Below are 25,601 nucleotides of genomic sequence, written 5' to 3' on the forward strand. Positions count from 1 at the left end.
CTGCGGCACCGGCGTCGGCCTACGCCCCGGTGCCGCCGGCGGTGCCGGATCGGGCCCAGCCGAACGAGTGCTCGACGGCGCGCTTCCAGTCCTCGTGCTCGCGGCGGCGGCGGGCCTCGGGCATCGACGGCTGCCACTCGGCGGCCCGGTGCCAGTTGCGTCGCAGGCCCTCGAGGTCGGGCCAGTAGCCGACGGCCAGACCGGCGGCGTACGCGGCCCCGAGCGACACGGTCTCGCTCACCATGGGCCGGACGACGGGCACCCCGAGCACGTCCGCGACCGTCTGCATGAGGAGGTTGTTGCTGGTCATGCCACCGTCGACCTTCATGGCCCGCAGGGCGACGCCGGAGTCGGCGTCCATGGCGTCGACGACGTCCCGGGTCTGCCACGCCGTCGCCTCGAGGACGGCGCGGGCGAGGTGGCCCCGCGTGATGTACGACGTGAGGCCCACGACGACGCCGCGCGCCTCCGCGCGCCACCACGGGGCGAAGAGACCGGAGAACGCCGGGACGATGTAGCAGCCGCCGTTGTCGTCGACGGTCGTCGCGAGGGTCTCGATCTCCGGTGCGCTGGAGATCATCCCGAGGTTGTCGCGGAACCACTGGACGAGCGAGCCGGTCACGGCGATCGCGCCCTCGAGCGCGTAGACCGCGGGCTGGTCGCCGATCCGGTACGCGACGGTCGGGATGAGCCCGTGACGGGACGTCACGGGCGCCCGCCCGGTGTTGAGGAGCACGAAGCTGCCCGTCCCGTACGTGCACTTCGCCTCGCCGGGGGAGAAGCACGTCTGCCCGAAGAGCGCCGCCTGCTGGTCGCCGAGAGCCGCGGCGATACGGACCCCCGGCAGCACGCGCCGCATCTCGCCGTACACCTCCGAGCTGGAGCGGATCTCCGGCAGCACGGCCATCGGGACGTCGAAGACGTCGCACAGCTCCGGCGACCACGAGAGCGTGTGGAGGTCCATGAGCATCGTGCGGCTGGCGTTCGTGACGTCGGTGACGTGGACCCCGCCGTCGGGTCCGCCCGTGAGGTTCCACACGAGCCAGCTCTCCATCGTCCCGAACAGGACCTCGCCGGCCTCGGCCCGGGCGCGCAGTCCGGGCGTCGCGTCGAGGAGCCAGCGGACCCGCGGGGCCGAGAAGTACGTCGCCATCGGGAGACCGCACAGCTCGCGGACCCGCTCGCGCCCGCCGTCGGCGGCGAGCCGTTCGACGAGGTCGGCCGTGCGCAGGTCCTGCCACGTGACCGCGTGACCGTACGGCCGACCGGTCCGCGGGTCCCACAGCACCGTCGTCTCCCGCTGGTTCGCGATGCCGAGGGCGACGACGTCGGAGGCGGAGGCGCCGGCCCGGGCGAGGGCCTCGGGCACGACGCGTTGGACGTTGCGCCACACCTCGAGCGCGTCGTGCTCTGCCCAGCCGGGCAGCGGGTGCAGCTGGGCGTGCTCGTGCTGCGCGACGGACACGAGCCGTCCCGCCTGGTCGAAGAGGATGCACCGCGTCGACGTCGTCCCCTGGTCGATCGCCGCGACGACGGGGTCGCTCACCCGGCCAGCTCCGCGGACACGTTCCGGGCGCACTCGACGACCTGCTCGGCGTAGCGGGCGCGCACCACGCCCCGGCCGTCGCACAGCCGGTCGACGGCCCCGGTGAGGCCGACGGCGCCGACGACGAGGCCGCCGGCGTCGCGGACCGGCGCGGCGACGTCGGCACGGTCCGGCTCGTGCTCCCCGACCGCCACGGCGAAGCCCCGGGCCCGCACCTCCGCCACGGTCCGCACGAGGTCGGCGGGGCCGGTGAGCGTGCGCGTGGTGAACGCCTCGGGTGCATCGCCACCGAGCACGCCGACGAGCGCCGGGTGCGCCGCGAGCAGGACCTTGCCGAGGGCGGTCGCGTGGACCGGCAGCCGCAGACCGGTCTGCAGGCGCTGCGGGGTGTCGTCCGGGCGGAAGACGTGGTGGACCACCTCGACGCAGCGCCCGACCAGCATGCCGACGTGCACGGCCTCCCCGGCGTGGGCGGCCAGGCTGTCGGCCCAGTTCATCGACAGCGAGCGCAGGACGTTGCCGTCGGTGCGGTGGGAGTCGACCCGGTGGAGGCCGCCGTCGAGGGAGTAGTGCCCCGTCGTGCGGTCGTGCTCGACGAAGCCGACCGCCACCAGGGTCGCGAGCAGCCCGTGGGTCGTCGCCTTCGGCAGCCCCAGCGAGCCCGCCACCTCCCCGAGCGACAGCGGGCGCGGCCCGGTCGCGAGCAGTCGCAGCACCGCGACCGCCCGCTCGACGGACTGGATCGCGCCGGGCACCCGGCCACCGTAGGAGTCGACGCGCGCGCCGTCGACGTTCGACATTGTCGAATGCTCACTGTTGTCCCGGTCCTGCGGCGTCCCTAGCGTCCCGACCGCAGGTGGGACGCGTGTCCCGGGCCCGACGGAGGCTCCGGGACCGTGGCCCGCCGAGGTCACAGGCTCCCGGCGACGTCGCCGGGCGGAGAGCGAAGGAGCTCTGCATGGATCTCTCGTACGGTGCGCTGTTCCTGTCGGAGGTGGTCGGGACCGGCTTCCTCCTCCTGCTCGGTTGTGGCGTCGTGGCGAACGTGGCCCTGGCCCGGACGAAGGGCTCGGGAGGTGGCTTCCTCCTCGTCAACTTCGGGTGGGGTCTCGCCGTCTTCGCGGGCGTCTACGCCGCGTTCGCCTCGGGCGCGCACATCAACCCGGCCGTCACCGTCGGGCTGCTCGCCAACGGCGCCGACGAGTACGCGCCCGGCATCCCGGTGAACATCGGCACCACGCTGGTGTACTTCGCGGGACAGCTCGTCGGCGCCTTCCTCGGCGCGGTGCTCGCGTGGCTCGCCTACCGCAAGCAGTTCGACGAGACCGAGGACCCCTCGGCGCAGCTCGCCGTGTTCTCCACGGGGCCCGAGACGCGCACCCCGGCCTGGAACGTCGTGACCGAGGTGATCGGCACGTTCGTCCTCGTCTTCATCATCCTCATGTTCGGCCAGACCCCGGCTGAGCTCGGCCCGCTACCGGTCGCGCTCCTCGTCGTCGGCATCGGCGCCTCGCTCGGTGGTCCCACCGGCTACGCCATCAACCCCGCGCGCGACCTCGGTCCCCGCATCGCCCACGCCGTGCTGCCGATGCGGGGCAAGGGCTCCAGCGACTGGGGGTACGCGTGGGTCCCCGTCGTGGGGCCGCTGATCGGCGGCGCCCTCGCGGGCATCGCGGCGAACCTCTACTTCATGCCCATGGGGGTGTGAGCCGGCGCAGGCCGACCGGACCTCCTCGACCGACCGCACGACCTCTCGAACGAAAGGACACGTCATGGCTGACTTCGTCGGAGCAGTTGACCAGGGCACGACCAGCACCCGTTTCATGATCTTCGACCACGGGGGCAACGAGCGGGGCAAGTACCAGCTCGAGCACGAGCAGATCCTCCCGCAGGCCGGCTGGGTGGAGCACAACCCCGTGGAGATCTGGGAGCGCACCTCCTCCGTCATCCGCACGGCGCTCAACCAGGCGGGGCTGCAGCACTCCGACCTCGCCGCGATGGGCATCACGAACCAGCGCGAGACGGCGGTCGTGTGGGACCGGAAGACCGGCCGGCCGTACTACAACGCCATCGTCTGGCAGGACACGCGCACCGACCGCATCGCCTCGAAGCTCGAGCGCGAGGGCAAGGGCGACGTCATCCGGCAGAAGGCGGGCCTGCCGCCCGCGACGTACTTCTCCGGCGGCAAGGTGCAGTGGATCCTCGAGAACGTCGACGGGGTCCGCGAGGCGGCGGAGCGCGGTGACGCGGTGTTCGGCAACACCGACACGTGGCTGCTGTGGAACCTCACGGGCGGCACCGACGGCGGGCAGCACATCACGGACGTGACGAACGCCAGCCGCACCATGTGCATGAACCTCGAGACGCTCGACTGGGACGACGAGCTCCTCGGCTTCTTCGGCATCCCCCGCTCGATGATGCCGGAGATCCGGCCGTCCTCCGACCCCAACGGCTACGGCACCACCCTCAGCGGCGGTCCGCTCGGCGGCGAGGTCCCGCTCACCGGCGACCTCGGCGACCAGCAGGCGGCGACCGTCGGGCAGGTGTGCTTCGGCGTCGGCGAGGCGAAGAACACCTACGGCACCGGCAACTTCATGCTCCTCAACACCGGCGAGGAGCTCGTCCGCTCGAAGGCCGGCCTCCTGACGACGGTCTGCTACCAGCTCGGCGACAGCAAGCCCGTCTACGCCCTCGAGGGGTCGATCGCCGTCACCGGGTCCGCCGTCCAGTGGCTCCGGGACCAGCTCGGCATCATCAGCGGCGCCTCCGAGTCGGAGTCGCTCGCGCGGCAGGTGCCGGACTCGGGTGGGGTCTACTTCGTCCCCGCGTTCTCCGGGCTGTTCGCGCCGTACTGGCGCTCCGACGCCCGCGGCGCGATCGTCGGCCTGTCCCGGTTCAACACCAACGCCCACCTCGCCCGCGCCACGCTCGAGGCGATCTGCTACCAGTCCAAGGACGTCGTCGAGGCGATGGAGAAGGACTCCGGCGTGCACCTGGAGGTCCTCAAGGTCGACGGCGGCATCACGGCCAACGACCTCTGCATGCAGATCCAGGCCGACGTCCTCGGGGTGCCGGTCTCGAAGCCGGTCGTCGCGGAGACCACGGCGCTCGGCGCGGCGTACGCCGCCGGCCTCGCCGTCGGGTTCTGGAACAGCACCGACGAGCTGCGGGAGAACTGGAACGAGGACAAGCGCTGGGAGCCGGAGTGGACCGACGAGCAGCGCACGGAGGGCCACGCCAGGTGGCACAAGGCCGTCGAGCGGACGCTCGACTGGGTCGACGTCGAGTGACCACCACGGCCTGACACGAGCCCGCCCGGGGCGCGGCGGCCCCGCGCCCCGGGCGGCGATCACCCGACAACCGACGGACACTGAGGACGTGGACATGTCAGACACCGACACCCCGAACGACACGACCGGGCCCGGTGACGGGCTCGTCCCCCCGGCCAGGCTGGTGGGTGCGGAGCTGTCCGTGAGGGGGCGGCTCGGCCCCGCCGACCGAGAACGCGCTCTCGACGCCCTGCAGCGCGACGAGCTCGACGTCGTCGTGGTCGGCGGCGGGGTCGTCGGCACGGGCGCCGCGCTCGACGCCGCCACGCGCGGGCTGAGCGTCGGGCTCCTCGAGGCCCGCGACTTCGCCTCCGGCACCTCCAGCCGCTCGAGCAAGCTCGTGCACGGCGGCCTGCGCTACCTCGAGATGCTCGACTTCGCGCTCGTCCGCGAGGCCCTGCGGGAGCGCGGCCTCATCCTCACCAGGCTGGCCCCCCACCTGTGCCGCCCCGTCCCCTTCCTGTACCCGCTGAAGAACCCCGTCGTCGAACGGGCGTACGTCGGAGCGGGCGTCCTGCTCTACGACGCCCTCGCCGTGCTCGGGGCCGTGCAGGGCGGGCACCCGCGCGGGGTGCCGCTGCACCGGCACATGACGAAGAAGCAGGTGAAGCGGGCCGTCCCGAGCCTCAAGGCCGACGCCGCCTTCGGGGCCATCCAGTACTACGACGCCCAGATCGACGACGCCCGCCACACCATGGGGCTCGCACGCACGGCGGCCGCGTACGGCGCCCACGTCGTGAGCCGCACCCGTGTCGTCGACATGCTCCGTGAGGGCGAGCGCGTCGTGGGTGTCGTCGCGGAGGACCTCGAGTCCGGGCACCGCTTCCAGGTCAAGGCGAAGCAGGTCATCAACGCCACGGGCGTGTGGACCGACGACACCCAGGCGATGGTCCACGAGCGCGGGCAGTTCAAGGTGCGCGCGAGCAAGGGCATCCACCTCGTCGTGCCGAAGGACCGCATCGCCTCGACCACCGGGATGATCATGCGGACGGAGAAGTCCGTCCTGTTCGTCATCCCGTGGGGCCGGCACTGGATCATCGGGACGACCGACACCGACTGGAACCTCGACAAGGCGCACCCGGCGGCGAGCAGCAAGGACATCGACTACGTCCTCGACCACGTCAACGCCGTCCTCGCCCGCCCGCTCACCCGGGAGGACGTCGAGGGCGTGTACGCGGGCCTGCGCCCGCTGCTCTCGGGGGAGTCGGACTCCACGAGCAAGCTGTCGCGCGAGCACGTCGTCGGGCACCCGGTGCCGGGTCTCGTCGTCGTCGCGGGCGGCAAGTACACGACCTACCGGGTCATGGCGGAGGACGCCGTCGACGAGGCCGTCCGCGCCCTGCCGTTCCGCGTGCCGGCCTCGCCGACGGAGGACGTGCCGATGGTCGGCGCGGCCGGGTACCAGGCGGCGTGGAACGCGCGCGTCCGCACGGCGGAGGCCTCCGGGCTCCACGTCGCGCGCGTCGAGCACCTGCTCGGGCGCTACGGCACCGACGTCGACGACATCGTCGCCCTCGTCGCGCGCCGGCCCGACCTCGCGCAGCCCCTGCCGGGGGCGGAGGACTACCTCCAGGCCGAGGTCGTGTACGCCTGCACCCACGAGGGCGCCCGGCACGTCGAGGACGTGCTGGCCCGCCGCACCCGCATCTCGATCGAGACCTTCGACCGCGGTGTCGCGGCGGCACGGCCGACCGCCGAGCTCATGGGCTCCGTCCTCGGCTGGGGCGAGGAGCAGGTCGAGCGCGAGGTCACCCACTACCTCAAGCGGGTCGAGGCGGAGCGGGAGAGCCAGCAGCAGCCGGACGACGAGACCGCCGACGCGGTGCGGCTCGGGGCTCCGGAGGTCGTCCCCGTCGCCTGAGGACCTACCGTGTGGTCATGACGGCGTCGACGACGAGCCCGGTCGGGTCCCGCGAGGACCCGACCGGGCTCGTCGCCGTCCCGGGAGCCACCGGCGAGCCCGCCGACGTCGTCTCCCCGGCGACCCAGGCCGTGCTCGTCCGGGTCCGCCGCCACGTCGCGGACGACGTCGGCCCGGTCGTGGCGGGCGCCGCACGCGCGCAGGTGGACTGGGCCGCGGTCCCGGTCGCCGAGCGCGCCGCCGTCCTTCGCCGCGTCCACGACCTCGTGCTGCGGGACCGCGGTGCGCTCTCCGACCTCGTGCAGGACGTCACCGGCAAGAGCCGCGCCGACGCCTACCTCGAGGTCGTCAACGCCCTCCAGGTCACCCGGCACCACGTCGTCCGCGGACCGGGGTACCTGCGCCCGCAGCGGCGGGCGGGCTTCGTGCCGGGGCTCACGACCGCGCAGGTGCGGCTGCTGCCGGTCGGCGTCGTGGGGAACGTCGCCGCGTGGAACTACCCCCTCGTCTTCGTCCTGTCCGACAGCGTCGCCCCACTGCTGGCCGGTGACGCGGTCGTCGTCAAGCCGGCGCTGCGCAGCGTCCCGCTCGCCCTGCGGGTCGCGGCGCTCCTGCGCGAGGCGGGCGTGCCCGACGGGCTCTGGCGCGTGCTCGCGGGCGACGAGCCGGAGCTCGTGCAGGCGCTCGTCGAGGCCGTCGACCACGTCCTGTTCACCGGCTCGGAGCGGGTGGGGCGGGAGGTGGGCGCGCTCGCCGGGCGCTCGCTCGTCGGCTCGACGCTCGAGCTCGGCGGCAAGAACGCCGCGTACGTCGCGGCGGACGCCGACGTCCCCGCCGCCGCGACGGCCCTCGTCCGCGACTGCTTCGGCAGCGCCGGCCAGACCTGCACCTCCACGGAGCGGCTCTACGTCCACGCCGACGTCGCCGAGGCCTTCACGGCGGCGTTCCTCGCCGCGACGGAGCGGCTGCGGGTCGGCTGGTCGCGGGGGCTCGACGTCGACATGGGGAGCCTCGTGTCCCCCGAGCACCGCGCCCGCGTGCTCGGTGCCGTCGACCGTGCCGTGGCGGCCGGGGCACGGGTGCTGACCGGTGGCCACGCCCGCGACGACCTCGGGCCCGCCTTCATGGCGCCGACGGTCCTCGCCGACGTCCCGGACGACGCCGCGATCGGCCACGAGGAGACGTTCGGACCGGTCGTGCACCTCGTCGTCGTGCCCGACGACGACGCCGCGGCGACCGCCATGGCCGACCACCCGAGCGGGCTGTCCGCCGCCGTGTGGACCCGCGACGGCGCCCGCGCCCGGCGGGTGGCGGGGCGCCTGCGGGTCGGCACGGTCGTCGTCAACGAGACGTACCAGCTCGCGTGGGGCTCGCCCGGGGCGCCGGTCGGCGGGTTCGGGACGTCCGGCTACGGCCGCCGCTACGGCCCGGAGGGGATCGCGGAGGTGACCCGGCCGCAGGTGGTGCTGCGCGCCCGCGGCGGCGTCGTGCCCGCGCTCATGCGACGCCCCGCCGCCACGTGGGTGCCCGTGCTCGACGGCGTGCTGCGCGCGGCGCGTCGGGTGGGGCTGCGGTGAGCGGGTCCGCTCCGGCAGCGACCGCCGGGGCCGACGCCGGCGCCGGGGTGGACGTCGACGTCGCCGTCGTGGGGTCCGGGTTCGGCGGCTCCGTCGCGGCGCTGCGGCTCGCGGAGAAGGGGTACGACGTCGTCGTCCTCGAGGCCGGGCGCCGCTTCGCCGACCACGAACACGCCCGGACCTCGTGGGACCTGCCGCGCTTCCTCTGGGCGCCGCGGCTCGGCTGCTTCGGCGTGCAGCGGCTCCACCGGCTGCCGCACGTCCTCGTCCTCGCCGGCGCGGGCGTCGGCGGCGGCTCCCTCAACTACGCCAACACCCTCTACCGGCCGCCGTCGGAGTTCTTCCGCGGCGGTCCGTGGGCGGGGCTCGCCGACTGGGAGCGCGAGCTCGCCCCCCACTACGACACGGCCCAGCGGATGCTCGGGGTGCGAGAGCACGACTTCGACGGCCCCGTCGAGCAGGCGATGCGCCTCGCCGCCGCCGACATGGGCGTCGCGGACACCTTCCGGACCACCCCGGTGGGGGTGTTCCTCCCGACGCCCACGGTGCGGGCCGGGCAGACCGTGCCCGACCCGTACTTCGGCGGGGAGGGCCCGGACCGGACGGCGTGCACCGGGTGCGGCAACTGCATGGTCGGCTGCCGGGTCGGGGCGAAGAACACGCTCGTGAAGAACTACCTCCACCTCGCCGAGCGCCGTGGCGCGCGGGTCGAGGCGCTCCGCAGCGTCGTCCGCCTCGAGCAGCTCGCGCCCGACGAGCACGGCCCGCGCTGGCGCGTCGTCCACGATCGGACCGGGCGGCCCGGGCTCACCGGCCTGCGCCGCGACCGCCGGGAGGTGGTGTGCCGTGACGTCGTCCTCGCCGCCGGCACGTGGGGCACCCAGCGGCTGCTCCACCGCATGCGTGCCGAGGGCGTCCTGCCCGACCTCCCGCCCGCGCTCGGCACGCTCACGCGGACCAACTCCGAGGCGCTCGTCGGTGCGGTGAGCGACCGGGTGCCCGACGCGGACCTCACGCACGGCGTCGCCATCACCTCGTCGTTCCACCCCGCACCCGACACCCACGTGGAGAACTGCCGGTACGGACCGGGGTCCGACGCGATGGGCCTGCTCGGCACCCTTCTCGTCGACGGCGGCGGCCGCGTGCCCCGACCGGTGCGCTACCTCGCCCAGGCGCTGCGCCACCCCCTGCTCCTGCTGCGGTCGCTCTCGGTGCGGCGCTGGAGCCGACGGGCGGTCGTCGGGCTCGTCATGCAGACCCGGGACAACTCGATCACCGTGCGGTGGCGGCGGGGGCGGCTGGGAGGCGGTGGGCTCACGTCGGTCCACGGGCACGGCGAGCCGAACCCGTCGTGGATCCCCGCCGGCCACGACGCCGTGCGGGCGCTCGCGCGACGCCTCACCGAGGTCACCGGCGTCACGACCCGCCCCGGCGGCACCGTCGTCGACGTCCTCGACGTGCCGATGACCGCCCACTTCCTCGGCGGCTGCCCCATCGCCGCCGACCCCGACCACGGTGTCCTCGACGCCTGCCAGCGGGTCCACGGCCACCCCGGGCTCCACGTCGTCGACGGCTCGGCGGTCAGCGCCAACCTCGGCGTCAACCCCTCCCTCACGATCACGGCGCAGGCGGAGCGGGCGATGTCCCTGTGGCCGCGCAAGGGCGAGCCCGACGAGCGGCCGGCGGCGGGGGAGGCGGCGGGGCGGCCGGCGGGAAGGCCGGCGGGGAGGCCGGCGGCCCCCGCGCCACTAGCCTGACCCGGTGACCGCCGCCGCACCCGAGACCGAGCACCCGACCGTCCTCGTCGTCGACTTCGGCGCGCAGTACGCGCAGCTCATCGCCCGCCGGGTCCGCGAGGCACGCGTCTACAGCGAGATCGTGCCCCACACCATGCCGGTGGGGGAGATGCTCGAGCGCGGTCCCGCCGCGATCATCCTGTCCGGCGGCCCCGCCTCGGTGTACGCCGAGGACGCCCCCGACCTCGGGCCCGAGCTGTTCGAGGCGGGCGTCCCGGCGTTCGGCATCTGCTACGGCTTCCAGGCGATGGCACGAGCCCTCGGCGGCACCGTCGAGCGCACCGGACGCGCGGAGTTCGGGGGGACGGACCTCGAGGTCGTCTCCGGCGACTCCACGCTGTTCCACGGACTGCCGCGCTCGCAGTCGGTGTGGATGTCCCACGGCGACGCCGTCACCCACGCCCCGAGCGGGTTCGAGGTCGTCGCCCGCACCGCCGGTACCCCCGTGGCGGCGTTCGAGGACCCCGAGCGCCGGCTGGCCGGGGTCCAGTTCCACCCCGAGGTGCTCCACTCCGCGCACGGGCAGGCCGTGCTCGAGCACTTCCTCCACGAGATCGCCGGCATCCGGCCGACGTGGACGATCGGCAACGTCATCCACGACCAGGTCGAGGCCGTCCGCGCGCAGGTGGGGGAGGGCCGCGCCGTGTGCGGGCTGTCCGGCGGGGTCGACTCCTCCGTCGCCGCCGCGCTCGTCCAGCGCGCCATCGGCGACCGGCTGACGTGCGTCCTCGTCGACCACGGTCTGCTGCGCGAGGGCGAGGTCGAGCAGGTCGAGCGGGACTTCGTCGCCGCCACCGGCGTCGACCTCGTCGTCGTCGACGCCGCCGACCGGTTCCTCGCGGCGCTGTCCGGCGTCACCGATCCCGAGGAGAAGCGCAAGGTCATCGGCCGGGAGTTCATCAGGGTGTTCGAGGAGGCCGCGGCCGGTGTCGTGGCCGACGCCGACGCGCACGGGGAGAGCGTGGAGTTCCTCGTCCAGGGCACCCTCTACCCGGACGTCGTCGAGTCCGGCGGAGGCAGTGGCACCGCCACGATCAAGAGCCACCACAACGTCGGCGGGCTCCCCGAGGACCTCGAGTTCGCGCTCGTCGAGCCGCTGCGGACGCTGTTCAAGGACGAGGTCCGGCGCGTCGGGCTCGAGCTCGGGGTGCCCGAGGAGATCGTGTGGCGCCAGCCGTTCCCGGGGCCCGGCCTCGGGATCCGCATCATCGGGGAGGTGACGGCGGACCGGCTCGCCGTGCTCCGTCGCGCCGACGCGATCGCCCGCGAGGAGCTGAGCGCCGCCGGTCTCGACCGCGAGGTGTGGCAGTGCCCGGTCGTGCTGCTCGCCGACGTCCGCAGCGTCGGGGTGCAGGGCGACGGGCGCACGTACGGCCACCCCGTCGTGCTGCGGCCGGTCAGCAGCGAGGACGCCATGACGGCCGACTGGTCCCGGCTGCCCTACGACGTGCTCCAGCGCATCTCCACGCGCATCACCAACGAGGTGCGGGAGGTCAACCGGGTCGTGCTCGACGTCACGAGCAAGCCACCGGGCACCATCGAGTGGGAGTGAGTCGCCACGTCACGGGGGGTCGTGGCGCAGCAGCACGCCCTCACCGCCGGTGAAGGCGATCCCGACCATGCGGCTCGCGCGCAGCACCTCGGTGAAGCCGAGCGCCGCGTGCAGGGCGAGGGACATCTCGTCGCGCGCGTTCACGACCGACCACACCGGCTCGCCCGCGGGCCGCATCGCGAGGACGTCGGCGACGAGCCGGCGGGCGACGCCCCGGCGGCGGTGCGCGACCGCGACGACGAGCCCCGTCACGTACCACCCCGACGGTGACGGGTCGTCGGGCAGGTCGTCCGGTGACGGCGCGCGGACACCGGCACGGGCGTAGCCGACGATCGTCCCGGGGGGCTCCTCGGCGACGAGGACGAGCTCGCCGGCCATGAGCGCCTCCCGCAGCCGCTCCTCCCAGCCGCCCGTGCCGTGGTGCTCGCGGGCGAGCGCGGCGAGGGCCGCGACGTCGTCCGGGGCGGCGCGGCGGACGCGGGCTGCGGCTGGGCCGGACACGTGCCGACCGTACGCCCCGGACGCCCCCACCGGATGGTCGGGAACCCCTAGGCAGGGGAGGCCGCCGAGGTCTAGCGTCAGCCATGCGGGTAACCGCACGTCAGCCACCACGTCACTGCAGACGAAAGGCCAGCCCATGACGCCCCCTGCCCACTCGCTCGCACCGGACCTGCCGTGAGGGCCCGCCGCACCGCGCTCGTCACCGCACCGGTCGTCCTCGGTGCCCTGCTCGCCGCCCCGCTGCCGGGTCAGGCCGCTCCCGCTGCGGAGGCGGCGCCCCGGCCCGGCTTCCTCACCGCGCCGAGCGACGCGGACGCGACCGACATCGCGGTCGACTTCGTCCAGCAGAACGCCGCCGGCTACGGCGTGCTGTCCGCCGACGTCGCCGACCTCGTCGTGCGCTCGGCCTACGAGAGCCGCCACAGCGGCGTCACGCACGTCAACCTCTACCAGCGCCACGACGGGCTCGAGGTCTTCGGGGGCACCGCGACGGTCAACGTCGCGCGCGACGGCAGCATCGTCCACGCGGCCAGCACCCTCGTCCGCGACCTGTCCGGGGCGGAGGCCGCCGAGGCCACGGGGCCCGTCGAGGCCGTCGAGGCCGTCGCCGAGGAGCTCCACCTCGACGAGCCGGAGGACCTGCGGCCGACCGTCACGGCACGGACCGCCTCGCCCGGCGAGGTGACCCTCACCGACGGCGGCATCTCCGCCGAGCCCATCCCGACGAGGCTCGGCTGGCAGCCGACCGCCTCGGGCCTGCGCCCGGCGTACCAGGTCGTCATCGACGACGCGGAGAGCCCCGACCTGTGGAACGCCGTCGTCGACGCCGAGACCGGGGAGCTCCTCGACCTCGACAACTGGACGATCGAGCACACGCACGATCAGCTCGCCTCGACCCTCGCCCGCGGCGCCGCGACCGCCACCACGCAGGCGGCGGCCCACGACCACGCCGCCGACGACGCGCACGACCACGCCGGTGAGGCCGACCTCGGGCCCTCGACGCACGCCCCCGAGGAGCGCGTCGAGGACGGCTCGAGCTACCGGGTGTACGAGATCCCGAAGGAGAGCCCGAACGACGGTCCGCGCACGGTGGTGGAGAACCCCGCCGACGCCGACGCCTCGCCGTTCGGCTGGCACGACACCGACGGCGTCGCCGGCCCCGAGTTCACGATCACGCGCGGCAACAACGTCCACGCGTACCTCGACCGCGACAACAACAACGCCCCCGACCCCGGGGGTGACGTCGACGGCGGGCCCTCGCTCGACTTCGACTTCGAGCTCGACCTCGCCGACGACCCGACCGACTACCAGCCGGCCGCGGTGACGAACCTCTTCTACCTCAACAACGTCATCCACGACGTCATGCACGGGTACGGCTTCGACGAGGTCTCCGGCAACTTCCAGGTCAACAACTACGGCCGCGGCGGCACCGGCGGCGACGTCGTCCGCGCCGAGGCGCAGGACGGCGGCGGCACCAACAACGCGAACTTCTCCACGCCCGCCGCCGACGGCAGCCCGCCGCGCATGCAGATGTACCTGTGGAACCCCGGTGGCGGCGTCCTGCCGTTCCAGGTCGTCGTCGACGCGCCGTCGCCGGCCGCCGGCACCTACGGCGCCAGCGGTGCGGGGTACGGCCCCGAGCCGACCGTCGAGGGCCTGAGCGGCACCTTCGCGCTCGCCGAGGACGGCTCCGGCACCAACGAGGGGTGCTCGCCGTTCGTCGGGTTCCCGGCCGGGGCCATCGCCGTCGTCGACCGCGGCACGTGTCCGTTCGTCACGAAGACCGCCAACGCGGACGCCGCAGGCGCCAGCGCGGTCGTCGTCGTCAACAACGCGCCCGGCGCCCCGATCTCCCTCGGCGGCTCCCTCGCCACCGACATCCCGTCGGTCATGGTGCGCCAGGAGGACGGCCAGGCCCTCAAGGCCGGCCTGCCCGCAACGGGCACCGTCCGGGCCGACGCGAACATCCCGCCGCGCCGTGACGGCGACCTCGAGAACGGGATCGTCATCCACGAGTACGGCCACGGGATCTCCAACCGGCTCACCGGCGGGCTCAACGTCAACTGCCTGTCCGGCAACGAGCAGATGGGCGAGGGCTGGAGCGACTACTACGCCATCGTCATGCTCATGGACCCGGCGGTCGACGACCCGGAGGCCGCGCGGGGCATGGGGCCGTACGCGCTGTACCAGGACGACCGGTCCGGTGCGGGCATCCGTCCGGCGCCGTACTCCCGCGACATGACGAAGCAGCCGTTCACCTACGACCGGATCAGGACCGGTGGCTGGGTCGGCGGCACCTCCCTCGCCGTCCCGCACGGCATCGGCCACACGTGGGCCGCGACGCTGTGGGACATGACGTGGGACCTCGTCGACCGCCACGGGTTCAACGACAACGTCTACGACGACTGGGACGCGGGCGGCAACAACCGGTCCCTGCAGTACGTGACGGACGGACTCAAGATGCAGGGCTGCGCGCCCGGCTTCGTCGCCGGCCGCGACGGCATCCTCGCCGCGGAGCGGGCGCTGACGGGCGGGGAGGACCAGTGCCTCATCTGGAACGCCTTCGCCCGGCGCGGCCTCGGCTACAGCGCGGTCCAGGGCACGACCAACCGCGACGACAACACCGAGGCCTTCGACGTCCCGCCGACGTGCGAGGCGACGGGTGCGGGTGTGGTGTCGCCGAAGGCCGGGGCCGACGGTCTCGTCACCCGCGACGCGGGCTCGGCGATCCCCGTCGACTTCTCCCTCGGCGCTGACCGGGGCCTCGACGTGCTGAAGCCGGCGCACTCCCCGGCCAGCCGCGAGGTGTCGTGCGAGACCGGTGAGGTCGTCCAGTACGCCCTCACGACGCCGGCGGACGCCCCGGGCGAGACCGTGCTCCGCTACAACAGGGCACGGGACCGCTACAGCCTCATCTGGGAGACCGACGAGGCGTGGGCCGGGACGTGCCGGGAGCTCGTGATCGTGCTGGAGGACGGCACGCAGCACACCATGCAGGTGCGACTCACGGAGCCGACCGACTGATCCGACGGTGACGCGGCAGGGCGCCCGGACCTCGTGGTCCGGGCGCCCTGTCGTCCCCCAGCGGTGCTGTCCCTGCCGTGCTGGGCGTGCCGTGCCGGCCGTGGCCTCTCAGCCGCGGCCGGGGGCGCGCTCCGAGGGGTTGCCGGTCGTCTCGAGGCAGTTCGACGCACCGGACGTGCCCTGGTGGGGGCCGGGGTTGCCGCCCTCGGCGTCGGTGGTGGCGCGCGCGTGCACGCCGAACCACGAGAAGCCGGGAGCGGGGTCGCTGCCGGCGGGCGCGAGGCAGTGCGCCGCCGAGGCGGGGCCGGCGAGGGCGATGCCGCCCGCGGCGACGAGGGCGGCGGCGAAGGTGAGGACTGTCGTCTTCATCGATCTCTCCATCGGGTCGGTGTGCGTGTCGTGCGCCCGCCCGCGAAGGAGCGGGCGCATGGTGGGTACGTCACAGGTGGGTCACCCGGATGGCCGCTGGCACTCAAGGGATCTTGTGTGCCAGCCGATCATGACCGCACCCTGACGCTCCACCCGGGTCGTCGGGACCCGGCCCCCGGCAGGAGGTGGTGGCGGTGCAGACCGGCGACGACCACAGGGACGGGGCGCGCGCGCCGCGCGCCGTCGGCATCGCTCCGCTGCACCGGCCCGAGGACGGCCTCGCGGGCTTCCTCGTCTCCGGCCGCTGGCCCGACAGCACCCGGGAGTGGGTGCAGCTCCTCACCCTCGCCGTCCGGGTCGCGACGACGCCCGGCCTCCTGCCGACGACGTCGCTGTTCTCCGCCAGCGAGACCCGCCCTGACGACGACCGGGTGCCCGACGCCGTCGGGCTCGTGCGCCTCGTCGGCCGGGCCCTCGACCCGGCAGTGGCCGAGCGGCGGCCCAGCGAGCCGCCCGTCGCTCTCCTCCTCCTGCACCCGCCCGCCGAGACCCCCACGACCACGCCCGAGGTCGACGTCGTCGCGAGCGGCTGCGTGCTGCTGCCGGGGGCGCCGCACCTCGGCCTCGACCACCGCGCGGCGTGGGTGGAGGCGGAGCCGGACGGGACCGTCACCCGGCTGGTGAGCCGTCGCGGGGTCGACCCGGCGGCGGACGTCGACACCGCGGTGCTCGCCATGCTCATGGCGGCCTGAGGGACGCCCCTACTCCGACGACAACGGTCATGATCCACGACCCGATCCGCCGGATCGAGGGACTGGGCGGGACAAGGGTCATGATCCACGACCGGAGATCGGCGCGGGGTGCCGCGTCGTGCTCCCCCTGACGCCCACCGCCCGCCCGCGGCCGTCACGCAGGCACCCGGTCCGTACCCTGGTGTGGTGCGGAGGAGGCTGCTGACGGCGCGGTGGCTCACGCTCACCGCCCTCCTCCTCGGTGCCGTCGGCGGGATGCTGTGGCTCGGGCAGTGGCAGTGGCAGCGCAGCGCCCCCGAGACCGCGGCCCTCGTCGAGGACCCGTCGGGGGTGGCGCCGGCCGCGCTGCCCGCCGTCGGGGAGCTCGTCGGGGTGGGGGAGCGCGTCGTGCAGGGCGACCCGGGCCGCCTCGTCCGGGTGCGCGGGGAGTGGGTCCCCGAGCGGACCCTGTTCGTCGCCGACCGCGCGGCCCCCGGGGAGCCCGACGTGTCGGGTCGGTGGGTGGTGACCGCCGTGCGCGTGGGCGAGGGTGCGGCCGGCGGCGGAGGCGACGGCGACGTGCTCGTGCCCGTCGTCCGGGGCTGGGTGCCGGCCGATCCGGACGCACCGGCCGGAACGGCTCCCGCGCCGCCGGCCGGTCCCGTCGAGGTCGTCGGGTGGCTGCAGGCCGCCGAGCCGCTCGACCTGCCCGTCGACATCGTCCAGCCCGACGGCGTCGTCCCGATCCTCGCGACCGCCGACCTCGTCAACCGCTGGCCGGAGGAGCTGCTCGGCGGCTTCGTCGTCGCGGCGCCGGGGTCGTCCGGCCTCACCGCCGATCCGCTGACGGCGCCGCCGGAGTCCGCGCGCGAGTCACGCGACTGGCGCAACCTCGCGTACTCCGCGCAGTGGTTCGTGTTCGCCGGCTTCGCCGTCGTCCTGTGGTGGCGCATGCTCCGCGACGACGTCGCCCGGAGCGAGGCGTCGGCCGAGGCCGCGGCCCGTGACCGGGCGCGTGTCCCGGCGGGGCCGGTGCCCGTCCAGACCCCGAGAGAGAGGAGCGCGCCGTGAGGGCCGCACTGACGAGGTTCCGCGTGGTCGCCTGGGTGGTGGGGGTGTTCCTCCTGCTGCTGACGGTCGGCATCCTGCTCCGCTACACGGACCTCTTCGGCTTCCGCACGGACGTGCTCTCCCGCACGGTCAGCCCGATCCACGGCTTCGGCTACATGGTCTACCTCGCCACGGGCATCGACCTCGCGAGCCGGCGGCGCTGGCGGCCGCTGACGACGCTCGGGGTGCTGCTCGCCGGCACCGTCCCGTTCCTGTCCTTCTACGCCGAGCGGCGGGTCACCCACGACGTGCGGGCCGAGCTCGCCCGTCGCGAGGCCGACGAGGCGACGGCACCGGCGTCGTGACGGGGCAGGTGACGCGGCACGCCCTGCGTCCCGTCCAGCGGCTCGCCTCGTACGCCGTGCTGCACCCGGACGGCGACGCCGAGCGCGTCCTGCTCGTCGAGGCGTCACGGCACTCCGACCTCGCCGGACGATGGTTCCTGCCCGGCGGTGGCGTCGACCACGGGGAGGACCCCGCGGCCGCTGTCGTCCGCGAGGTCGAGGAGGAGACCGGGCTCCGAGTGAGGCCCACCGGGGTGAGGGACGTCCTCGACGACGTCCTCGACCTCCCGCACCGCGGGCTGCAGGTCCACACCGTCCGGGTCGTCCACGACGTCGACGTCCTCGGGGGCACCCTCCGCCCCGAGCCGGAGGAACGCGACGGCGCCACCGGCGGCCGGCTCGCCGTCGTCACGCGCGAGGAGGCGCGACGGCTGCCGCTCACGCCGTACGTCGCGCGGGTGCTCGGGCTCCCGGCCGTGCCGTGGGGCGGACTCTCCCCGGACGTCGCCCTGCTGCGGCCGCTGTCCGGGGCGCCGGCCGCGGTGGCGCCGCCCGCCGGGACCACCGGGCCCGTGCCCCGGCTGCGTGTGGGCGTGTACGGCGTCGCGACGCGGGGGAGCGGTACCGACGAGGAGGTCCTCCTCACCCTCATCGCCGACCACGCGGCCGGGGCCGGGTCGTGGACCCTGCCGGGCGGGGGGATCGACCACGGGGAGGACGTCACCGCCGCGCTGCTGCGCGAGGTGCACGAGGAGACCGGCCTGCCCGTGCGGCACCACCGTCTCCTGGGGGTCGGCAGCGTCCACTTCACCGGCCGCGCGCCGCACGGGCCCCTGGAGGACTTCCACGGCGTGCGGGTCGTCCACCACGTCGAGGTCCCCACGGACGTCGAGCCCCGGGTCGTCGAGGTCGACGGCTCGACCGCCGCGGTGCGCTGGGTGCCCGTCCGCGACCTCGCGGCGCTGCCCGCGACGCGACTCGTCCGGCACGCCCTCGACCTGCTCGGGCACCCGGCCGCTCGTACGCTCGGAGGGTGACGGCTTCGACGACGACGGGTCCCGCCCGCGGCCAGTTCTCCTCCGAGACCTCCTCCTCCGGGCAGTGGGTCCGGCAGGGCAACCGCTTCACCGACCGCATCACGCGGGACAGCACGTCGGCGCCCGGCGAGGGACCGGACGAGCACGGCCGCTGGCCGGTGGAGGCCGGCCGCTACCGGCTCGTCGTGTGCCTCGCGTGCCCCTGGGCCCACCGCTCGCTCATCGTCCGGGGGCTGCTCGGCCTGCAGGACGCCATCTCCCTCGCCGTCGTCGACCCGATCCGGGACGAGCGCGGCTGGCGGTTCACCCTCGACCCGGACGGGCGCGACCCGGTCCTCGGCATCGCCTACCTGTCCGAGGCGTACCTCTTCACCGACCCGGACTACGAGGGCCGGGTGACCGTGCCGTGCATCGTCGACACCGTCACCGGGCGGGTCGTCACCAACGACTACCCCCAGATCACGCTCGACCTGTCGACGGAGTGGGTCGACCACCACCGCCCCGGCGCGGACGGGCAGGTGCCGGACCTGTGGCCGGCGGGTGAGCGTGACGAGATGCAGCCGCTCATCGACGAGATCTACGCCGACGTCAACAACGGCGTCTACCGCTGCGGGTTCGCGACCAGCCAGGAGGCGTACGACGAGGCGTTCGACCGGCTGTTCGCCCGCCTCGACGTCCTCGAGGCCCGGCTCGCGGACCGCCGGTTCCTCATGGGCGACGAGCCGCGCGAGGTCGACGTGCGGCTCTTCACCACCCTCGTCCGCTTCGACGCCGCCTACCACGGCCACTTCAAGTGCAACCGCAGCAAGCTGACGGAGATGCCGAACCTGTGGCGGTACGCGCGCGAGCTCTACCGCCGGCCGGGCTGGGGGGAGACGGTCGACTTCGACCACATCAAGCGGCACTACTACGCGACGCACGAGCAGATCAACCCCACCCGCATCGTGCCGAAGGGCCCCGACACGTCGGTGTGGCTCGCCGACTGATCGGAGCGGTCCTCGCCTAGGCTCGCGGCATGGCGATCCTGTACGGCGTCCTCGTGGTGCTCCACCTCATCGGGATGGCCGGGGTCGTCGGCGGCTACCTCGCGAGCGTCCGGTCGCCGCGCTTCCCGGTGGTGATGCTCCACGGGGCGCTGACGGCGCTCGTCACGGGCCTTCTCCTCGTCGGGCTCAGCTACCCGGTCTTCGACGGGGAGAACATCGACAACGCGAAGATCAGCGTGAAGCTCGTCGTCGCTCTCGTCGTCGCCGTGCTCGTGTTCGTCAACCGGCGTCGCGAGGTCGTGCCGACGGGCCTCTTCCACCTCGTCGGGGGTCTCGCGGTGCTCAACGTCGCGGTCGCCGTCCTCTGGAGCGACCGCTTCCTCGGCTGAGGGGGACCTCCGTCCCTCGCGGAGCCCGCCACCGCGCGCTTCCGTGGAGGCGTGAGGTCGCAGCCGTGACGCCGGACGGGGTCGAGATCGCGTGGATCCCGCTCGGAGCGGGGGCACGCACCCCGACCGTGCGGCTCTCGGGTCGCCTCTACGAGCGGCTGGCCGCGACGCGCGAGCACCGACCGGTGGCGGCCCTCGTCCACGCCGCGCTGCTGCTGGGCGCGGAGCGGGGGTCGTGGACCGTCGAGGTCGCGCCGGCCTGGGGCCCGGGCTCGCGCGGTCCCGGCGTCTGCGCGACCGGACCGGTCGGCTCCCGGCTGCTCGGGCGCGCGCGGGTGTTCCGCTACGAGGTGCGACGGTGGCGCGACGGTGTGGTCCCGGACCTGCCGTGGGCGCTGGTCCGGCGCCGGCTCGCCGCGGACGACACCGCCGCGCGCGACGTCCTCGACCGGCTCGACGACGTGCCGGTGCTCACGTGGGGGCGCGACGAGCACCGCCACGGCGACATGTGGAACTCCAACAGCGTCGTCGCGTGGGTCCTCGCCGCCTCGGGCGTCGACCTCGCGGCGGCCGCGCCCCCGCCCGGCACCCGCGCGCCCGGCTGGGCTGCCGGGCTCGAGGAGGCAGGGTTCCGCGACAGCAACGACTCCCTCGGAGCCGTGCTGATGCGGATGGGCGTGTTCCGCGACAGCAACGACTCCCTCGCAGCCGTGGGTGACCCGGATGGGCGTGTTCCGCGACAGCAACGACTCCCTCGGAGCCGTGGGTGACCCGGAGGCTCAGGCGAGCTCGGTCACCGTGAAGATCTCCGCCAGCCGGCCGTCGGGCAGACCGCCGAGCGCGGCGTTGCGGGTGAGCCAGTCGCGGACCATCGTCTCGAGCTCGTCTCCCATGTGGGCGGTCTGGCTCTTGTGCTCCCGGAGCGCCGCGATCTTGCGCTCGAAGGTGTCGGTGACGTCGACGGGGTGGTCGGCGTGGGGGTGGGCGACGATGAACACCTCGTTCACCACCCACGGCTCGAGGCCCTCGTCCTTCAGCAGCTCCGGCCAGGCGAACGGGTTGCGCGCCGAGGGGTAGATCGCGCGGATCGCGGCCTCGCCGGTCGCGAGGTGGTCGGAGTGCGAGGCGGGCAGGCGCTCGTAGTTGCGCTCGGGGGACTGGATGAGCATCCGCTGCGGGCGCACCTGCCGGATCACCCGCGAGATGTCGCGCTCGAGCTCGCGGGTCGGCTCGACCCACCCGTCGCGGTAGCCGTCGAGGAAGCGCACGTCGTGCACGCCGACCGCGGCGGCCGCCGCGCGCTGCTCCTGCTCGCGGATCGGTCCGACCTCCTCGCGGGGCGTGTCGTCGAAGCCGCCCTGGTCGCCGCGGGTGACGAGGAGGTACGTCACCTCGACCCCGGCGTCGACCCACGTCGCGACCGTCCCCGCACACCCGAAGTCGATGTCGTCGGGGTGCGCGCCCACGACGAGCGCGCGCTCGATATCGTTGTCCGGCTTCGGCACGGGTCCTCCAGGTGGCAGGGGTCGGTCTCGGCCGTCAGGCCCTCGTTGTCGCGTCAACGACCAGCCTATGGTCGGTAGTCCCGGCCCACACCCGCGCCGGGGTGTGGAGAGCGGCTGCGGCGCCCCGGCGACACGTAGGCTGGGGACCCGCATGAGCACCCTCTTCGACCCCCTCCACGACCTGCCGCCGGGCATGGCGGACGTGCCGGTGCTCGGCACGGTCCGCCCCCGCCACCCGAGCGCGACGGCCCGGCCGGACGTCGAGTCGCTGCTCGCCGACCTCAACCCCGCGCAGCGGGAGGCGGTGACGCACGCGGGCTCCCCGCTCCTCGTCGTCGCGGGCGCCGGCTCGGGCAAGACGCGGGTGCTGACGTACCGGATCGCGCACCTGCTCGCGGCCCGCGGCGTGCGTCCCGGCGAGGTCCTCGCCATCACGTTCACCAACAAGGCGGCGGCCGAGATGCGCGAGCGCGTCGAGGCGCTCGTCGGGCCTCGCGCGGAGCGCATGTGGGTGTCGACGTTCCACTCCGCGGCCGTGCGCATCCTGCGCTTCGAGGCCAAGCGGCTCGACCTGCGCTCGAGCTTCTCCATCTACGACGCCGCCGACACCCAGCGCCTCGTCGGGCTCACGGTCCGCGACCTCGACCTCGACCCGAAGCGCTACCCGGCCCGGGCGCTCGCCTCCCGCATCAGCAGCCTGAAGAACGAGCTCGTCGACCCGGACGCCTACGCGACGAAGGTCGCGGACGGCACCGCCGACGAGCTCGTCCTCCTCGACGTCTACCGCGGGTACACGCGCCGGCTGCAGCAGGCCCACGCGCTCGACTTCGACGACCTCATCATGCGGACCGTCGAGCTGTTCCAGCGCTTCCCCGAGGTGGCCGAGCACTACCGACGCCGGTTCCGCCACGTGCTCGTCGACGAGTACCAGGACACGAACCACGCCCAGTACACGCTGGTCCGCGAGCTCGTCGGCGGCTACGACAAGGAGCTCCCCGGCACCGACCGCGAGGCCGAGCACCACCCGACCGCGCCGACCGGGTCGGCGCCGCCCGTGGGGCCGAGCGAGCTGACGGTCGTCGGCGACGCCGACCAGTCGATCTACGCCTTCCGCGGCGCGACGATCCGCAACATCGAGGAGTTCGAGGCCGACTACCCGGACGCCCACGTCGTCCTCCTCGAGCAGAACTACCGCTCGACGCAGACGGTCCTCGACGCCGCCAACGCCGTCATCGCGCGCAACCCCAACCGCAAGGACAAGCGGTTGTGGACCGACGCGGGGGCGGGGGAGAGGATCGTCGGCTACGTCGCCGACTCCGAGCACGACGAGGCCGCGTTCGTCGTCGAGGAGATCGACCGGCTGCGCGACGACCACGGGCTGTCGTACGGCGACGTCGCCGTCTTCTACCGGACGAACAACCAGTCCCGTGCCGTGGAGGAGGTGCTCGTCCGGACCGGCGTGCCGTACGTCGTCGTCGGCGGCACCCGCTTCTACGAGCGCCGCGAGGTGAAGGACGCCCTCGCCTACCTGCGGGCGCTGTCCAACCCCGACGACTCCGTCAACCTCCGACGCGTGCTCAACGTGCCGAAGCGGGGCATCGGGGACCGCGCCGAGGCCCTCGTCGCCGGCTACGCCGAGAGCCAGGGCCTGTCGTTCGGGGCCGCGCTCGAGCGCCTCGACGACGTCCCGGCGCTCGCCGCCCGCTCGTACAACGCGGTCGCTGCCTTCGTGCAGCTGATGGCGGGGCTGCGGGAGCTCGTCGCCGCGGGCGCGGCCGTCGCGACCGTCCTGCAGGAGGTGCTCGACCGCAGCGGCTACCTCGCCGAGCTCCGGGCCAGCCGCGACCCGCAGGACGAGGGCCGCCTCGACAACCTGTCGGAGCTGCTCGGCGTCGCGCAGGAGTACGACGCCGGCAACCCCGACGGCACGCTCTCGGACTTCCTCGAGCGGACCTCGCTCGTCGCCGACACCGACGACATCCCCGACGCGCCGGACGCCCTCGACGAGAGCGACCGCGGCCGCGTCACGCTCATGACCCTCCACACGGCGAAGGGCCTGGAGTTCCCCGTCGTCTTCCTCACCGGCATGGAGGACGGCACCTTCCCGCACATCCGCAGCCTCGACGACCCGCTCGGCATCGCGGAGGAGCGGCGCCTCGCCTACGTCGGGATCACGCGGGCCCGGCAGCGGCTCTACCTGTCGAGGGCCGGGGTCCGCAGCGCGTGGGGGCAGCCGCAGTACCTGCCGGCGAGCCGGTTCCTCGACGAGGTCCCGAAGGAGCTCGTTGAGTGGCGCCGCACGCAGTCCGCGGTCGACACCGCCGGCACGGGGTGGCGCAGCGGGTCGGGCGGCTCCGACGGGTTCGGCACCGGCCGGGCGATGACGCCGGCCATGGCCCGCGTCGCCATGCGGCCGGGCGTGCGGACCGCCGGCATGCGCGAGGTGGTCCACCTCGAACCGGGGGACCGGGTGAGCCACGACTCCTTCGGCCTCGGGTCGGTCGTGCGCGTCGACGGCAGCGGGGACCGGGCCGTCGCCGTCATCGACTTCCGGGAGCTCGGTGAGAAGAAGCTCCTCCTGCGCTACGCCCCGGTCGAGAAGCTCTAGCCGCGGCTCGCCGCGACCAGCCGTCGCGCCGCGCCCGCCGCCACCGGCAGCAGCGCGACGTACAGCACCTGTGCGCGCGTGACGGGGTCGTCCACGAGACCGAACCCCGTGCCCAGCCACGCGAAGGCGAGTGTCGTCGCGAGCGCCAGCCCCACGGTCTCCGCGAGGGCGACCGCCCCCGCCATCCGGTCCTCGTCGATCCCGTCGTCGTGGTCCGGCGGTGTGAAGCAGCGCCCGAGCAGGTCGGGGTAGACCGTGCCCATCCCCGCGCCCAACAGGGCCGCTCCGACCACGAGACCGACGAAGGCGGCCGTCGGGGTGGCGAGGAACGTCGTCCCCGCCAGCGCGGTCACCCCGGCGCCGAGACCGACCGCCCCGGCGGTCGCCCGTCGCCGGAACGGCGCGTCCGCCAGCGCCGGGTGCGTGCCCGTCCACAGGCCGAGGGCCGCCCACGTGAAGCCGGAGGTGGCGATGACGACCCCGAACTGCCCAGGGGTGAGCCCGAAAGCGTCGACGGCCACGACGGTCAGTACCGACGTCGCGCCGAAGTACGTCGCCGCGACGGTGAGGAGGGCCGAGAGGCCCGCGCGACGGCCGTGGGTGGCGCTCAGCGTGCCCTCGGGCAGCAGCGCCCGCGTCGCGACGACGACGAGCACGGCGCCGACGGCGGCGACCGCGAGCGACCACACCCCGACCGGCAGCGAGAGGACTGCCGACCCCGTCGCCAGTACCACCGCCCACCCCCACGGCGCGGGCTCGGCCGCCACCGACGGGTCGCTCCGCTCGGGCACGTACCGGGCGATCAGCATCCGGGCGAGGAGCAGGAGCGGGAGGTACATCAGCATCGCCCAGCGCCAGCCCAGCAGGCTCGAGACGGCGACGGCGTAGACGGGCCCGAGGACGGACGACACGACCCAGACGCCCGACATGCCGGCGAGGACGAGCTGGCGGTACCGAGGCGGCAGGCCACGGCTGATCGCCCCCAGACCGATCGTCGCGAGGGCACCCGCTGCGAACGCGCGAACGGCGGTGCCCGCGATGAAGACGCCCATCGTGGGAGCGGCCGCGCACAGCAGGGAGCCGAGCGCCGTCACGGCGGTGAAGACGAGCATGAGGGTGCCGATGCGGAACCGGGCCAGCAGCCAGACGCCGATCGGCATCATGAGGAAGAGGGGCGCCTGGGCCGCGGCGTCGAGCGGGCCGTAGAGGTCGCGGCCGTCGAGCTCCTCCGCGACCAGCGGCAGGACGGTCTGTGACAGGTACCGCTGCATGCCGGCGAGGAACTCCACCGACAGCAGCGCGACCGCGAGCAGCGCGACGGCCAGCCGGCCGCGCGGCCTCGTCTCCCGTGCGACGGTGCCCGTCACCTGCACCACCCCCGTCACCGCCTCCGACA

The 25,601-nt window shown here is 74.3% G+C and carries 21 protein-coding genes; 15 read left to right on the forward strand and 6 right to left on the reverse strand.

Annotation, left to right across the window (positions count from 1 at the left end; genetic code table 11):
- Positions 1–19: 19 nt before the first annotated feature.
- On the reverse strand, positions 20–1,546 hold the full coding sequence (gene glpK, locus WAB14_RS02355; RefSeq protein ID WP_340266987.1) for a glycerol kinase GlpK: 1,527 nt from the start codon (positions 1,544–1,546) through the stop codon (positions 20–22).
- Positions 1,543–2,346 carry an IclR family transcriptional regulator gene (locus tag WAB14_RS02360; protein ID WP_340266989.1) on the reverse strand — a complete coding sequence of 268 codons (804 nt, stop codon included), beginning with the start codon at positions 2,344–2,346 and terminating at the stop codon, positions 1,543–1,545. Before WAB14_RS02360 ends, glpK (WAB14_RS02355) begins: the two co-directional genes overlap by 4 nt.
- Positions 2,347–2,504: 158 nt before the next feature.
- Between WAB14_RS02360 and WAB14_RS02365 the strand changes: the two genes are divergently transcribed.
- From WAB14_RS02365 to guaA, 6 genes are all read left to right on the forward strand, one after another.
- Positions 2,505–3,254 carry an MIP/aquaporin family protein gene (locus WAB14_RS02365; RefSeq protein WP_340266991.1) on the forward strand — a complete coding sequence of 250 codons (750 nt, stop codon included), beginning with the start codon at positions 2,505–2,507 and terminating at the stop codon, positions 3,252–3,254.
- A gap of 64 nt (positions 3,255–3,318) precedes the next feature.
- On the forward strand, positions 3,319–4,836 hold the full coding sequence (glpK, locus tag WAB14_RS02370) for a glycerol kinase GlpK (protein ID WP_340266993.1): 1,518 nt from the start codon (positions 3,319–3,321) through the stop codon (positions 4,834–4,836).
- Between the two features lie 94 nt (positions 4,837–4,930).
- A complete protein-coding gene (locus WAB14_RS02375) occupies positions 4,931–6,736 on the forward strand; it encodes a glycerol-3-phosphate dehydrogenase/oxidase (protein ID WP_340266995.1) in 1,806 nt (601 codons plus the stop codon).
- A gap of 17 nt (positions 6,737–6,753) precedes the next feature.
- The gene (locus WAB14_RS02380) at positions 6,754–8,313 is read left to right on the forward strand and encodes a succinic semialdehyde dehydrogenase (RefSeq protein WP_340266997.1); all 1,560 of its coding nucleotides are present in this window, start codon (positions 6,754–6,756) and stop codon (positions 8,311–8,313) included.
- Entirely contained in the window at positions 8,310–10,070 is a 1,761-nt protein-coding gene (locus tag WAB14_RS02385; RefSeq protein WP_340266999.1) for an FAD-dependent oxidoreductase, read from the forward strand. The genes WAB14_RS02380 and WAB14_RS02385 overlap by 4 nt, the downstream gene beginning before the upstream one ends.
- A 4-nt stretch (positions 10,071–10,074) precedes the next feature.
- Positions 10,075–11,661 (forward strand): glutamine-hydrolyzing GMP synthase, encoded by a 1,587-nt coding sequence (gene guaA / locus WAB14_RS02390; protein ID WP_340267001.1) that lies wholly within the window; start codon positions 10,075–10,077, stop codon positions 11,659–11,661.
- 9 nt (positions 11,662–11,670) lie between these two features.
- On the opposite strand, the gene WAB14_RS02395 is transcribed toward guaA, so the two are convergent.
- Complete coding sequence (locus tag WAB14_RS02395) at positions 11,671–12,162, reverse strand: GNAT family N-acetyltransferase (protein ID WP_340267003.1); 492 nt, start codon at positions 12,160–12,162, stop codon at positions 11,671–11,673.
- A 174-nt stretch (positions 12,163–12,336) separates the two neighbouring features.
- On the opposite strand from WAB14_RS02395, the gene WAB14_RS02400 reads away from it, so the two are divergent.
- Positions 12,337–15,186 carry a M36 family metallopeptidase gene (locus tag WAB14_RS02400; protein WP_340267005.1) on the forward strand — a complete coding sequence of 950 codons (2,850 nt, stop codon included), beginning with the start codon at positions 12,337–12,339 and terminating at the stop codon, positions 15,184–15,186.
- Positions 15,187–15,294: 108 nt separating this feature from the next.
- Here the strand turns inward: WAB14_RS02400 and WAB14_RS02405 are convergent, their stop codons facing one another.
- The gene (locus tag WAB14_RS02405) at positions 15,295–15,555 is read right to left on the reverse strand and encodes a hypothetical protein (protein ID WP_340267007.1); all 261 of its coding nucleotides are present in this window, start codon (positions 15,553–15,555) and stop codon (positions 15,295–15,297) included.
- Between the two features lie 188 nt (positions 15,556–15,743).
- On the opposite strand from WAB14_RS02405, the gene WAB14_RS02410 reads away from it, so the two are divergent.
- From WAB14_RS02410 to WAB14_RS02440, 7 genes are all read left to right on the forward strand, one after another.
- Positions 15,744–16,307 (forward strand): peptidase, encoded by a 564-nt coding sequence (locus WAB14_RS02410; protein WP_340267009.1) that lies wholly within the window; start codon positions 15,744–15,746, stop codon positions 16,305–16,307.
- A gap of 186 nt (positions 16,308–16,493) precedes the next feature.
- The gene (locus WAB14_RS02415) at positions 16,494–17,357 is read left to right on the forward strand and encodes an SURF1 family protein (RefSeq protein WP_340267011.1); all 864 of its coding nucleotides are present in this window, start codon (positions 16,494–16,496) and stop codon (positions 17,355–17,357) included.
- On the forward strand, positions 17,354–17,701 hold the full coding sequence (locus tag WAB14_RS02420) for a DUF3817 domain-containing protein (RefSeq protein ID WP_340267013.1): 348 nt from the start codon (positions 17,354–17,356) through the stop codon (positions 17,699–17,701). The genes WAB14_RS02415 and WAB14_RS02420 overlap by 4 nt, the downstream gene beginning before the upstream one ends.
- Complete coding sequence (locus tag WAB14_RS02425) at positions 17,698–18,717, forward strand: NUDIX hydrolase (protein ID WP_340267015.1); 1,020 nt, start codon at positions 17,698–17,700, stop codon at positions 18,715–18,717. Before WAB14_RS02420 ends, WAB14_RS02425 begins: the two co-directional genes overlap by 4 nt.
- Positions 18,714–19,703, forward strand: coding sequence for a glutathione S-transferase family protein (locus WAB14_RS02430; protein ID WP_340267017.1), 990 nt, complete (start codon positions 18,714–18,716; stop codon positions 19,701–19,703). The genes WAB14_RS02425 and WAB14_RS02430 overlap by 4 nt, the downstream gene beginning before the upstream one ends.
- A 29-nt stretch (positions 19,704–19,732) precedes the next feature.
- Entirely contained in the window at positions 19,733–20,092 is a 360-nt protein-coding gene (locus WAB14_RS02435) for a hypothetical protein (RefSeq protein WP_340267019.1), read from the forward strand.
- Between the two features lie 65 nt (positions 20,093–20,157).
- The gene (locus WAB14_RS02440; protein WP_340267021.1) at positions 20,158–20,862 is read left to right on the forward strand and encodes a hypothetical protein; all 705 of its coding nucleotides are present in this window, start codon (positions 20,158–20,160) and stop codon (positions 20,860–20,862) included.
- A 9-nt stretch (positions 20,863–20,871) separates the two neighbouring features.
- On the opposite strand, the gene WAB14_RS02445 is transcribed toward WAB14_RS02440, so the two are convergent.
- Positions 20,872–21,597 (reverse strand): PIG-L deacetylase family protein, encoded by a 726-nt coding sequence (locus WAB14_RS02445; RefSeq protein WP_340267023.1) that lies wholly within the window; start codon positions 21,595–21,597, stop codon positions 20,872–20,874.
- 151 nt (positions 21,598–21,748) lie between these two features.
- On the opposite strand from WAB14_RS02445, the gene pcrA reads away from it, so the two are divergent.
- Positions 21,749–24,205: a DNA helicase PcrA gene (pcrA, locus tag WAB14_RS02450; RefSeq protein WP_340267024.1), complete on the forward strand. Its 2,457-nt coding sequence runs from the start codon at positions 21,749–21,751 to the stop codon at positions 24,203–24,205.
- On the opposite strand, the gene WAB14_RS02455 is transcribed toward pcrA, so the two are convergent.
- Positions 24,202–25,572, reverse strand: coding sequence for an MFS transporter (locus tag WAB14_RS02455; RefSeq protein ID WP_340267026.1), 1,371 nt, complete (start codon positions 25,570–25,572; stop codon positions 24,202–24,204). The two genes, pcrA and WAB14_RS02455, sit on opposite strands and share 4 nt — an antisense overlap.
- Positions 25,573–25,601 lie beyond the last annotated feature (29 nt).

The sequence above is a fragment of the Aquipuribacter nitratireducens genome (assembly GCF_037860835.1).
Classification (GTDB): Bacteria; Actinomycetota; Actinomycetes; order Actinomycetales; family JBBAYJ01; genus Aquipuribacter; species Aquipuribacter nitratireducens.

Coding starts and splice junctions, on each gene's coding strand:
- WAB14_RS02360 (WP_340266989.1), bottom strand. CDS start 2,346: ATGTCGAACGTCGACGGCGCGCGCGTCGACTCCTACGGTGGCCGGGTG.
- WAB14_RS02365 (WP_340266991.1), top strand. CDS start 2,505: ATGGATCTCTCGTACGGTGCGCTGTTCCTGTCGGAGGTGGTCGGGACC.
- glpK (WP_340266993.1), top strand. CDS start 3,319: ATGGCTGACTTCGTCGGAGCAGTTGACCAGGGCACGACCAGCACCCGT.
- WAB14_RS02375 (WP_340266995.1), top strand. CDS start 4,931: ATGTCAGACACCGACACCCCGAACGACACGACCGGGCCCGGTGACGGG.
- WAB14_RS02380 (WP_340266997.1), top strand. CDS start 6,754: ATGACGGCGTCGACGACGAGCCCGGTCGGGTCCCGCGAGGACCCGACC.
- WAB14_RS02405 (WP_340267007.1), bottom strand. CDS start 15,555: ATGAAGACGACAGTCCTCACCTTCGCCGCCGCCCTCGTCGCCGCGGGC.
- WAB14_RS02435 (WP_340267019.1), top strand. CDS start 19,733: ATGGCGATCCTGTACGGCGTCCTCGTGGTGCTCCACCTCATCGGGATG.
- pcrA (WP_340267024.1), top strand. CDS start 21,749: ATGAGCACCCTCTTCGACCCCCTCCACGACCTGCCGCCGGGCATGGCG.